General features: G+C 35.2%; 8 protein-coding genes. All 8 read right to left on the bottom strand.

Annotated elements, in window-relative coordinates:
- The 8 genes from ACFSGI_RS08650 to ACFSGI_RS08615 all read right to left on the bottom strand — a co-directional run bounded on the left by ACFSGI_RS08650 (nt 1) and on the right by ACFSGI_RS08615 (nt 13,381).
- Nucleotides 1-4,641 (bottom strand): amino acid adenylation domain-containing protein, encoded by a 4,641-nt coding sequence (locus tag ACFSGI_RS08650; RefSeq protein ID WP_379282965.1) that lies wholly within the window; start codon nt 4,639-4,641, stop codon nt 1-3.
- Nucleotides 4,642-4,713: 72 nt separating this feature from the next.
- Entirely contained in the window at nt 4,714-6,222 is a 1,509-nt protein-coding gene (locus ACFSGI_RS08645) for an argininosuccinate lyase (RefSeq protein WP_204823736.1), read from the bottom strand.
- Between the two features lie 21 nt (nt 6,223-6,243).
- The gene (locus tag ACFSGI_RS08640; RefSeq protein ID WP_204823735.1) at nt 6,244-7,494 is read right to left on the bottom strand and encodes an ATP-grasp domain-containing protein; all 1,251 of its coding nucleotides are present in this window, start codon (nt 7,492-7,494) and stop codon (nt 6,244-6,246) included.
- Nucleotides 7,487-8,521, bottom strand: a complete 1,035-nt coding sequence (locus ACFSGI_RS08635) for a PLP-dependent cysteine synthase family protein (protein WP_204823734.1) — start codon at nt 8,519-8,521, stop codon at nt 7,487-7,489. The genes ACFSGI_RS08640 and ACFSGI_RS08635 overlap by 8 nt, the downstream gene beginning before the upstream one ends.
- A complete protein-coding gene (locus ACFSGI_RS08630; protein WP_204823733.1) occupies nt 8,511-9,452 on the bottom strand; it encodes a GHMP family kinase ATP-binding protein in 942 nt (313 codons plus the stop codon). The genes ACFSGI_RS08635 and ACFSGI_RS08630 overlap by 11 nt, the downstream gene beginning before the upstream one ends.
- 56 nt (nt 9,453-9,508) lie before the next feature.
- Nucleotides 9,509-10,051: a sterol desaturase family protein gene (locus tag ACFSGI_RS08625; RefSeq protein WP_204823732.1), complete on the bottom strand. Its 543-nt coding sequence runs from the start codon at nt 10,049-10,051 to the stop codon at nt 9,509-9,511.
- 595 nt (nt 10,052-10,646) lie between these two features.
- Nucleotides 10,647-12,437, bottom strand: a complete 1,791-nt coding sequence (gene opp4A / locus ACFSGI_RS08620) for an oligopeptide ABC transporter substrate-binding protein (protein ID WP_204823731.1) — start codon at nt 12,435-12,437, stop codon at nt 10,647-10,649.
- A gap of 38 nt (nt 12,438-12,475) precedes the next feature.
- A complete protein-coding gene (locus ACFSGI_RS08615; protein ID WP_204823730.1) occupies nt 12,476-13,381 on the bottom strand; it encodes an ABC transporter permease in 906 nt (301 codons plus the stop codon).
- Between the last annotated feature and the right edge of the window lie 24 nt (nt 13,382-13,405).

Here is a 13,405-nt window from a genome sequence, read left to right as displayed (position 1 = left end):
TTAGTCTGCAAACAGAGAATCTAATTCCTCTTGATCAAGACTAATCGTCTCAAAATCAGATGGCGTATATACAGCAATATGCTGCTTACTACAATGCTCTATAATCATAATTAATTGATCATGCCAGTTTTGTATCAGTCGTTCCATCTTTTGTAGATTATACTTTTGATTAGAAAAGGTGAGGTTTAAGCAAAGTTGTTCTTTTTTAACCATTGCATAAATATCCATATTCACAGCAAACGCGTTATTTGTCCCTATATCAGCGCCTGCCCATTCTTCAGCAAGCTCAAATACATTCTCAACTTCAAATCCATCGAAATCACCTAAATAATTAAGGCGAATCATGTGTTCTGGCGGCAAAGCTTCTAATGTTGGTTGTAGATAACGATTAATCAAATAAGTAAATCCTTTATCGGGTACTTGACGTAATTGTTCTTTAACTGCTTTAATTTGCTCACTTAAATGAGTAGAAGGTAATTGCACACTGACTGGAAAAATACTAGTAAACCAACCTACAGTCCTTGATATATCGACTGTACGACTAAACTCCTCCCGGCCATGTCCTTCTAATTCAAAGAGCACAGCAGACTGATCCAAGGTTTCTTTTAATGCACAAACGAGTGCCACGATTAGCAACTCTAGCGGTTGTGTCTGATAAGCAGTATTTGCTTCTAGTAACCAGCGGGATGTCCAAACTTGATCTAGTTGTGCTGTTAAATAAACACTCTCAGACATGTTTGTTTTTTGAAAAGAAGATTCAGTCTGGTTGATATAAGTATCAGTATACTGAATTTTTTTATATATATTTTCCCAGTAATACAAATTTTTAGAATTATTTTGTTTTTGATACATTTCTAGTGCTTCTGTCCACTGTTGATATGAATGAGTTTTGGCTGGCAAAACAATTTCATTACCTTCTTTTTGCATGATCCAGCATTGTGCTAAATCTTCCAAAATGATACGCCAGGATACTCCATCAATAACAAGGTGATGGGCAGTCAATAATAAGCGTTTGCCTTGATTCCCTAGTTCATAATATATTCCTTGAATAAGCAGATCAGAATGCAGATCATAAGACGATTTTAGCTGTTCACCTGTTTGTTGGATCATAGTGCATTGTTCAATGTACGACAGATCTGATAAATCATAAAACTGTACGGTGAGCATTTGCTCTATATGTTGTGGATTGTAATAAAGCTTTTGCTGTTGATTCAGATTTAATCGGAGTGCATCATGATGTAGTACAATAGTATGCAATCCTGCTTCTATCATTTTCTTCGTTATAGAGTCATCGAGTTTCAATAAAATAGATTGATGATAATATTCGGGTTGAGATAGCTTTTGTGACCAAAACCATTCGTGCACTGGTGAAGGTTTTAAAATGCCTTCAGCTAATGTATAGCTTGTTAGTCCAGTTGCTATTTGATCTTTTACTATATGTGATGCCATATCTAATAACTTAGAATAGGTCAATACTTCTCTTGCTTTGAGTACATAACCAGCTGTTTTTAAGCGAGAAGATAGCTGAATCGCTTTTATTGAATCTCCTCCTAGCTCAAAAAAGTCCTGGTTCAACTGCACATCTTCCCGATGTAGCAACGATTTCACTATATCTAACAGTGTTTCTTGTTCTATTGAATAATCAGATAATTCTGCTGACAATACAGCCTTCGTTCCAACCTTCATTATCGGCATAGGCAAAGCATTTATGTCCACTTTTCCATTCACTGTTAATGGTATATGGTCTATCATTACGATTTGTTTGGGAACCATATAAACTGGTAATTTAGCTGAGATGTAAGCCTGAACCTGTTGAATTTCAGTACTATTTTTTAAAACAACATAAGCACAAAGCATTTGACTTTCCTGTTCATTTGTTTGTATCTCTGACAATGCTTGAATTGGTACTTTACGCTCTAACACTACTGCCTGATCAACCTGTTCATGTTGTAAAAGTGTAGCTTCAATTTCTTCCAATTCAATCCGATAACCATTTATTTTGACCTGTCGATCTTTACGTCCTTTATATTCCAGTTGATAAGCAGCATTGAAGCTAACTAAATCACCTGTACGGTATATATGTTCACCAGCTTGAAATGGATTAGCTACAAATGCTGTTGCAGTCAATTGATCGCGATTCCAATACCCTTTAGCAATACCTGCTCCGCCTATAAATAATTCTCCTATACTGCCTACTGGTACAGTTTTCAACTGCTGATTCAGTACATATAATTGCACATTCGCTGCTGGTTTACCTATTGGCACTGAAATTCCACTATCTTGTTCAGGGTTATAGCGATAACTCATACAGCCGACTGTAGCTTCAGTTGGACCGTATTCGTTATATATATTTATAGGTTTTTTAAACTGTTGATATACTTCACTAGCAATCGACGTTTTAAGATTTTCGCCGCCTACAATTAGTGTCTCAAGCTGACTATCTGTTAAATCTTGCTCACGTAGCAACGCAAGATGAGCAGGTGTAAGTTTCAATACAGTAGCCCGATTATCACGTACAATATCGAATAAAACAAAATCAGATTCAGACTCTTTATATATCCGAATTTCATGACCGCCTATTAAAGGAGTGAACAAAGATGTTACTGTTAAATCAAATGCCAGTGAAGAATACAAAGCAAATACTGAAGGTTGGCGTTGTATATAAACCTGATTTGCCCAACAACAATAGTTTGTTAGATTCTTATGGCGGATCATGACTCCTTTTGGCTTTCCAGTAGATCCTGATGTATAAATGATATATGCAAGATCATCTGGTTGAGGCTGATCTAATTTAAGATCTTCTGTTGTAGTCATTACATTAGCTGGATCCAAAAATGATTTTTTATATTCACTTTCAATAAGTTCTATTGTCGACAACTGCTCAAGTTGCAACCAATTTCCGCTGTATATCATAGCTTGCGGCAATGTTTGGTTTAGTATAATACAGCTAATAGAACTGTCTTCTACAATATCGTTTATACGTTGTACAGGATAATCAGGATCAATCGGTACGTAGGTTGCTCCTATTTTTAAAATTGCTAGAATACCAGCTACCATTTCAATACCATGTGTACCATAGACACCTACCCTATTGCCAGCGCATACATCTAACCTAGCTAAACGTCCAACTATATCGCATACATAGTTATATAATTGTTTATAACTACAGCTTATATCTCCCATACTCACTGCGATTTGATTAGGGTTATGGTTGACTTGCAATTCAAACAGCTGAATTATATTTAGTTCAGCAGGATACTTTTCTGTTGTATCGTTAAAGGTGAATAACATCTGTTGCTCTGAATCTGTGAGTACAGATAAGTCACGCACTTGTATTTGCGGATATTTCACAATTTGATCAGATAAGAAACATAATCGTTCCATCATCAACTGCATTTCATATTCGCTAAATAGATCTACATGATAATCCAGTTCTAACGACAGCTTCTGCTGATCCCATTCTTTAATAATTAGTTGTAACGGCAATTGCTGTTGACCTGAATGTACTTCTTTCACTTGAAAAGGATGATCTAGTAAGCGCTCAGCAGGCACAAAAGGATAATAATTAACTGCTATTTGAAAAAGCGAGTCATATCCTCTACTTTTGAGTTGTAAATCTTGAATGAGCATATCAAACGGATATTTCTGATGGATAAAACTACTCCGAATTTCCCTTTTCAATTGTTTTAACATATCTAGTGGATGATCTGTAGGCTCTACAGAGCAAATAATTGGCATTGTGCTTGTAAACATTCCGATTGTTTGTTTATCTGCTATATCTGAGCGATTATATACAGGTAAACCAATAACCATTTCTTTATGGTCATACATTTTATAGATGTACAAACTCATTAACAAAACAAAATAATCATTTAATGAGCAATGTTGAGATTGAGTCCATTCTCGAATCGATAATGCAGTTGTATCGCTCAAATTATATGTTAATTTACGAGCCTTTAAAGAATATGTATCTGTAAGGAATACAGGTGCCGGAATAGTAGCAAACTTTTTATTCCAGTATGTCTGATCTGTTGAGAAACGCGATGATAAGGCATATTGTTGCTCGCGTATCAGCAAATCTGTGTAATCTCTGTCTTCAAGAGTCAAGTTTGGGATTTCCAAGTTAAACTCTATAGTATGATTATCTTTCGTTGCCAGTTCCTCATAATACCGGCAAATTTCAGTTGTCAATAATGTTGTAGACCAACCATCAAAAATCAAATGATGAAGTTTAGCAAAAATACCATAGTGCTCGGCCCCAATTTTGTATAGCTCGAATCTGTATAAAACTTGCTGATCCACTTCTAGTGGTTGATGTAGCTGCATATTTAACCACGAATTAAAAGAAGCTTGTGGATCAGTCATAGACGAAAAATCTGTAAATCCTGGTATAGAAAGAGGTTTCTCAGACATAAGTTGAACCGGACCATGTTCGTCTTCTATCATAATCAAGCGAAATACTTGGTGTCGAGACATAATAATTTGAATGGTTTGACTTAATAACTCAATATTTACTTCTCCCTGAATTTCTCCAATCCCACAAATATGGTGGATTGCAGTACCTGGATTTAATTTTTCGGTATACCAGATTCTTTTTTGTGGATGACTTAATGAATAACGCTGTTCCGTATTGTTGGACATAATCAATTCAGTTTCATCCTTTCTTTCAATTTGATAAAAGTTGGTTGCGATATCATTAAAATAAAAGTTCAATTAAAATTCTGATTTGGTTAGATTCAACTGTCTTTCTGTCAATGCTTGAGCTTGGGCTAACTTTTCCCGTCGCTCTTTATACGTAGTTATAAAAATATCTACATTTTCCCGCTGTTGCTGTAATAACGGACGCATTGCTTCAGGACTAGTACCACCTAATGATGATTTACTGTAAAGATTTTGCTTAATATCAAAAGCCATTTGGAGCCATTTTTTAGATCCAACCAGCGAATAACCTGCCTTTTCACCGATATTTATAAGTACTTCCTCTGACACGTCCTCAGGTACACATTGTTGCTTGATTCTTTCCGTAATATAACGACCAGCGAGTACCTGTGCCTGACGTGCAGGTATATCGTATTCAATTGTTAATATGTTCGCTAACGTGAAGCCACCCAAATATTCTTTTTTACAAGCAACTATCATTTGATCTTCACAGAAAACCAAATGGTTCAGAACATGATCAAGCAAAGATAGTACTGTAATCATTGTTTGACACTGTGTAACAAAATGACTACTAGCTTCTTTAGATGTCTCTACCAAATTCGTATAGGCTGTACTTCGCTGTCCCATCACGAAATCTAAATAAAATGCTGAAACATGTGCCGTTTTTGCTCTTATTCTTTCTAAAATAGGAAAATTTTTCTTTTGTGGCATAGATGAAGAAATACCTGCGAGTTGATCAGGCAAATCAATAAATCCATACTCGCTACTTCCCCAACAGATCAAATCAGTTACAAATCGACTAAGCATAACAGAGAAAGAAGATAGTTCACTACCGATATGCAATATCCATTCTTTTGAAGCAACACCTAGCAAAGCATGTTTAATAGGAGATTCAAACCCAAGCGAATGCGCCATTGCTATACGATCCCAATCCAATTCCTGACCTGCCATAGCACCTGACCCAAGTGGAGAATGATTGATATTTTCATAAATCCCAAACATGCGTTTAACAGAAGACAACGTATTTTCTGCAATAGCAATCAAATAAAACCCTGGTGTTATAACTTGAGCAGACTGATAGTGTGTGTATCCAGGCATCGGTGTTTCAAGATAACGATCTGCTAACTGATGCAATGTTCCAGTCAGCGCCAGCATATGTTCTACAATATCGAGCACGTATGCTCGACCATGCATAAGTTGCGCTGTTGCTTGAAAATCATTGCGACTACGATCAAGGTGCCATGCTGATGGAAGTTCATCTACATTTGAACTCACCCATTTTTCTATTGCAAATGCAATATCGGACATATTGTATTCTGGTTCAGCCAAAAGCGATTGTGGATTGATCTGGTCTAATATGTTAGCAATCTCATGAACCATAGGTTGCTTTATGAATCCCATCCGTCGATATTCAAGCAACATTGCTTTTTCAATCCATAAATAAAAAGGGAGCAAATGATTCATTTCATAAGTAAATTGTGGCTCTAATATCAATTCGTTCATTAATTTACTCGGACTTTTATCAATTCTTCCTGTCAACATATTTTTATTATTTGAATACATACTATTTAGACCTCCTGACTATCAAAACACCTCTTCTTGTACTTTTTCATCTATTGTAATACGAATAATTTGTAGTGCATTATCTAGAAAAGTTGACACTTGTTCTGCGGTATCACCATAGCCGATAACATAACCAAGACGATGATATGCATTTTCAGGAGACTGTACATATTGATCAAGCTTCGTATTGATTTGTACTTGATGTATACCTTCTAACTGTTTTGCTTGCTCTACACCATCTATCTGCTTTACTCGACCTGCACGGTCAGCCATGATAAAACGAATCTCTGCTACACTGTGTGGTTTTATTATTTTAATTTTAGGTCCATCCAAAGCACAATACATTTGCTGTTCCAGAAGGTCTACTCCAGTAGACAATCTAATTAATTCTGGAATCATTCCTCCTGCTAAACGTCCGTTGATCTCGATAATAGCGCATCCAGTTGATGTAAGTTTAACTTCTGTATGTGCTGCGCCGCTTTGAAAGTCAATAGCATGTAAAGCGCGCAATACCGTTTGCTGAATATGTTCATATTGTTCAGGAAGTAGTTGTGCAGGAAACACATGGCCGGACTCTACAAAGAATGGTAACCCTGTAAGAGACTTTTGTGTGATACCAAGAATGTTGGTTTTTCCTTGCCAAGTCAAAGACTCTACACTATACTCGGGTCCTTGCATATATTGCTCCACTAAGATTTGCGAACTTTTTTGCTGCCCTCTTATATTTGTTGTAACATTCCAAATTTTTTTAGCTTGCTTTTCTACAATTGCAAAAGTATCACATAATAAAACATCATTTGAACCACTATCATCTACAGGTTTGACGATACAAGGCAAACCAATCTCTTCCACTACTGATTGTAGCTGCTCTATATTTTCCACTATATAGTAAAGAGGTTGATTTATACCTACAAGATGCAATGCACGACGAGTTGCGGCTTTATTACGTGCTTGTTGTACAGCAAGTATTGAATTACCAGGTAATTTGTAATAAGCTGCCAATTCAGAAACCTGTTCTAAATAAAATTCGCTTGTTGTCGTGATTCCACAAATTTGCTTGTGATCTACTGTCTGTTCTATCGTTTCACGCAATGTTAGCAGATTGTTAGTATCACAACGATGTACTGTATAGCCAGTTTCAGCCAGCCCTATATAACGATCTGGGTTGTTTGTATAAAGTATAGGAGTGTATCCCCATGCTTCTGTCTTCGAGAGCGCCAACATGCCTGTTCCTGTCGTATTAGATTCAATAAATAAAATAAAATTAGACATATTTGCCCACTCCTACCATGTTCGCATACGACCAAGAATGAACAACTGTATCATAAGACACGTACTGTGGTTCACTAGATAAAGTTAGTTTTTTTAACCCTTTATTTAATAAATACTTTGGATTATAAATGGTATCTACATAACGATCTCCACGATCAGGAAAAATAGCTAAAATATTTTTATGTTCAGTAAGTTGCGAGCTAATCCATTTAGCAACTGCATAAACAGAACCAGAAGAGTTACCAGCAAATATTTTTTCTGTTTTAGCCAGTTGATGTGTAGCAGCAAAAGCTTCTTCATCATTTAACCAATGAACTTCATCGATCAGAGTATAATCCACATTTCCAGCTATCAACGAATTACCAAGTCCACCTTGCAAGCGTTGCGGATAATCTGGTTGCCCAAAAATAACACTTCCTGCGCAATCGACCGCAACAATTTTAATTGCTGGATTATACGTTCTTAGTGCTTTGGCAGAACCGCAAAGCGAACCACCGCTACCAATCGAACCAACAAGCACATCAATATGTCCCAAATCAGCAATCGCTTCCGCCGCCAATAAATCATAAGCATTAGGATTATTTGGATTATCATATTGTTGTGGCCAAAAAGCTTCTGGCATTTCATATAATAACTCATGTAAACGTTCAAGACGTGCACTTTGCCAACCATTTGTTCCTATTTTATCAACGATATGAATATGGCAACCAAGCGTATGAAGTTTGGCTAACGTAATATCATCGATTCTAGGATCTGTTACAATATGTACTTCATGTCCTAAATATGTACCTACTAATGCCAGGCCACATGCCATTGTCCCGGAAGAACTTTCAATAATAGGTGCTCCTTCTTTCAAAAAGCCATTTTTTTTTGCTTCCTCAATGATACGTTTTGCTACCCGATCTTTCATACCAAATAGATTTTGCATCTCCATTTTAGCGTATACTTTTGCTCCAGCTTGCTGACCAAGACGTAGACGTATAGTTGGAGTCTGACCTATACTGTCTACCACAGTCTCATATCTCATTTTGTTTAACGCCTCTTTCTGCTTTAGCATAGCTTGTATTAGCATTTTCATTATCCCAAGAATGATACACACTTACTTCCATACCAAGTTTAGACATCAGCGTAATCGATTGCTGTAATTTAAAGTCATAATTTTCGTAAAAAGAAGAAAATAATATACCAATGCATGTTCCGCTATGTGCAACAATAACTCCAAGACCTCCAACAATGTTGCATATTTCCTGTACATATTTAAGTGTGCGCTTCGGCAATAGCTTCTGATTCATCTCTGCACTTCTTGTTGAAATTTGACCTACCTTTTCGTAATTCATTTCACGAATCGCTATTGTCAATTGTTTTAACAAATGATCATATTCATATTTATCTTGCTCTGTAAATGGTTTATGAATACGATTGAATTTTAACGTTTCGATCATTCCACCTTCGTCTATACTAACTACCGTCATTTTTGGAATTTGACCAATGAAATCTTTTAATTGTACTTTTTTATGATAAAAAGAAACCACTCCATCATGCATAACTCCATCTGAAGGTTCAATATCCATCATAAATCTTTGAATATCTTTTTCTGTCATATCCAAATCGTAAGCTTGATCAATCGCACGCGCGCAAGCTACCAAATCAGCAGAAGAACTAGCCAATCCTTTTCCAATTGGTAAATGGCTATCAACATTAATTATGCCGCCTGAAGGTAAATTGTAATAAGCTAGTATTTTTTCTGCAAGTACAAGTGATTTCGTTTTAAAAGCAGGTATTATCTGTAAAGACGAAAGAAAAGCATCAGGATAAAATGTCACACAAGAATATTTAGTGATTGGAAAAGAAACAAGAAAATCAATATTATTATCTGGTAATACACCTTGTAAAAGCTCTCCAAAAGTTCCAAAAGAGTAGCCAATCCCTTTTTTATTATTGTTCAAAAACTTTTTCATATGCCCTTACCCTTCTGTGTATAGTGAAATCAAAATATTATGTAACAGATTATTTGTTAATCTGTAGATGGAACCTCTACAGGGACTGATTCTATAACTTTCTTTTTTTTACTTTTTCCATCTTTCACCATATGAGTTTTGAATACATAATCCCAAAGTGTAATATAAAAAGAGTAATTTTTTCTAACATGTCGATGATGACGTAAATGATACTGTCCTAATGCAAATACTTTTGTAATTTTCCCATCAATTTTTGAATTGTGATCTAGAACATCTCCAGCTAGAAACACTTCATAACAATAAATAAAAATAAGCATAGGTAAACCATGTAAAGGATCAAAAATAGAAATAACTATCCCAGGTAACAATAGCGTGATCCAAACATCAGCAGAAGCACGCCAATTGCCGTACCATAAAAAATATTCTTGCCATCTTGGCCAAGAAGGACTTCCGTATTCAGCTTTATGATGTATGATATGTATTTTAAATAAAATATTCCGCTTGCTAGGGATATGAGCAAGTCTATGAATCCAATACGAATACAATGTCCACAATAAAAAATAAATACTGCAAACAAATAAATAATTAAAAACTTCCACTACCTTCGCCCCCATAAATAGTTATCAAAATTATTGAGCTAAATATACTAGATACTTTTTAAATATACGTATTTTTGTTATCAACAATATTTATTCAAAAAACTATATTTATGTCTTCGCTTTAGCTTACTTTAATATACACAAAAAGAAAAATCAACAAAATAAAGTAATTATTTAACAAAATAAGGGTTTTGATTTGTTTAAATAATTTATATTCCATAAAAAGATTTTTGTTTTTTTTTTTCAAAAAAAATACAATAAAAATCAAAAAAAATATGCATATAATAAGTGATTAATTTGTAATTAAGTAATTAATATAGTAGTAACTGTGTAAGACTTCACTTAAATTATTCATTTTTACAAATATTTATTCATTACAGTTATGAAAAAAGATACACTATTTATCCCTTTAATTAATTATATAAATAGCTGTTTTATATTTCATTTTTTTAATATGTAATATGTAACTATAGACTCTTAAAAAAATATTTTATATAATTACTTTTTTTAAAACAATTTCAATTTTTTTTAGATTTTTAATAAAATCCGTCAACCATTTTCTTGGAAAATGATTGACGGATTTGTGCTTAATCTTTTATTTTACAGGAGTTTCTGAAGTCAACTCTATAGCAGATAATACGTCATAACTACCGCCATACGTGATATCATAATTTTTAATTCGTTTGTTGACCGCCTGTACTTCGTAACGATACAAAGTAGGAATGACTGGTGCTTGATCAATCATTAACTGCTGCCATTGATTATAAATATCTTTACGATATGTCATATCAAATGCTTTAGGAGATACACCTTCTGCTAACAATTTATCACTCTCTTCACTTACAAAACGAGAATAATTGAACGAAGCTTTGCTACCATATAGACCAGCAGGGCTAATATCACTACCTGTACCCCATGCAGCGCCATATACATCGATATCTGGATCATCTTTTTCAATACGATCATAGAATGAATTAAACTCTTGCAGACGACCATCTAGCAATTGAACATTTAAACCAACATCTTTCCAATTTTGCAGATAGAATTGAGCACGAGCTTCTGAAATTGTATCTCCACTCATAGCAGAATAATTAATTGTTAATTTATTTCCTTTAGGATCTTCACGCAATCCGTCCCCATCTTTATCTACATAGCCAGCTTGATCCAATAATTGTTTCGCTTTTTCAGGATCATAGTTATATCCTTTGATGCTATCATCGTGATATTGTGCAAAAGCAGGAATAATTAATGAAGTTGCAGGTGTACGAAGTCCATGATACAACTGTGTACCGACTTGTTCGTTATTCAATGCATAACCCATCGCTTGACGCAACTCTTTGTTCGCCATTTTAGCATCCGGGTTCATTACACTTTCACCTTTAGCTTTATCAAATTTACCTAATTTGAAACCAATATAATCATAAGACAATTCTTGTCTACCTAGGAACTCTACGTTAGTTGGAACATTTTTACCATCATATAGACTGTTAGGGAATGAAGCTAAATCAATATCACCTTTTTTCAAAGATTCAATCAACACGTTAGGATTAACTACTTTCAGATTTACACCATCCAATTTAGGTGCTCCATGGAAGTAGTCTTTGTTCGCTTCAAACTGTACAGATTCACCTGTAACCATCGCTTTAATTTTAAACGGGCCATAACCAATAGGATTTTTACGCACTGGATCAGAAGAAGACATGTCTGCTACTGGAATATCTCCAAATACTTTTTTCTCTAAAGGATAAGACCAAAGACCCGATTTTACAGAAGGATCTGCTTCTTTAAAGTCAATTTGTACCTCTTTATCGTTCACAACTTTGATACCAGAAATCGTTTTGGCTTTACCAGCATGATAATCTTCCATACCTACAATATTCATAAAGCTTGTATCATAGCGTACACCGTCATAGTCTTTGTTACCAATGACTTCAAAAGCAAAAGCATAATCTTCTGCTGTAACAGGATTACCATCAGACCAGTTTAATTTGTCATCGATTTTTACATTTACAGTTTTGTTATCGTTGGAAAAGCTAATATTAGCAGCTCCACCATCTTTTACATCAAAATTCTCATCGATTGCAAACAGAGAAGGATAGAAAAATTGCAATACATCAGCATCAGGGCTACCGTTATAGAATACAGGATTCAAAATACCTTCAAATGGAGTATCCGAAATCAAACCATAATTCATTGTTCCGCCTGTAATAGCAGCAGCAGTGTTAGTCGTTGCTTTTGGAAACTTACCTGATTCCTTTACACTTTCGCTTGTTGCTGGTGTCTCTTGAGCAGTTGGTGTTGACTTCCCACTTGTACAAGCAGATAACACCAACACAAATGCAATGAACAGAATGGATACGATTTTCTTCTTTGTATTTCCCAACATAAATCTTCCTCCTTTTTGATGATCGTACTGTAAATTTATTATCCTAATCGCTGTCTAGCATCTGTCGCGCGTTTGAGTGCTTGACCGACAAAGTTAATCGCTAGAATAAGTACCAAAATCAGCAGCGATGCTGGTAACCACATCCACCAATAGTTCTGCAAAATATCAGGATCTGTTGCATTACTTACAATCGTACCCAGACTCGGCGTACTCTGCGGCAATCCAAACCCTAGGAAGGAAAGCCCTGTCTCAATCCCAATATTACCAGCAAGATTCAATGTCATGTTAACAATAACAATTGAACTCAAGTTAGGAAGTATACCAAAAGCGATAATCTTCCAGTTAGGTGTACCTAATGTCTTGGAAGCTTGTACATAATCCAATTCTCGTTCGGCAAGTACTTTGGCTCGAATAAGACGAGCTTTACCTACCCAGAGAAAAGCAGTCATAATGAAAATAAATGACCATATATTATATTTAGGTACAATCGTTACAAATACGATAACTAACATTAAAAAAGGAAGAACAAGAATAAAATCAATAAAACGCATAATAATATTATCTACGATTCCACCAAAGAAACCTGCAATTAATCCAATACTGAGACCGATCGCAGCAGCAAAAATCGTAATAGCAAAAGCAATCGTAATAGAATTACGTGCTCCTATAACTACCTGTCCAAAAATATCACTACCTGCGCGATCTGTACCTAACCAGTGATCTGCACTAGGTGGAGCTTTAATAGAAGTCAGATCCACTTTCGTTACAGCTTCTTGATCGATAAAAAATACAGAACCATAAATTACAATCAAAAATAAAGCTAAAAAGATCAATGAAAGCATAGCCATTTTATCTTTGATTAATTCTTTACCTAAAATTGACCAACTTGAAGGCGATTTTTGAATCGTTTCTTCAGGCGCAAATGTTTGAGCTCTCATTCCCATTACAGGCTTCCTCCGTTCTTATTC

Origin of the sequence: Paenibacillus nicotianae (assembly GCF_042681745.1) — a bacterium.
GTDB classification, from domain to species: domain Bacteria; phylum Bacillota; class Bacilli; order Paenibacillales; family Paenibacillaceae; genus Saccharibacillus; species Saccharibacillus nicotianae.
Note: the sequence above shows the minus strand (reverse complement) of the source record. Positions and strands in the feature narration are given on the sequence as shown.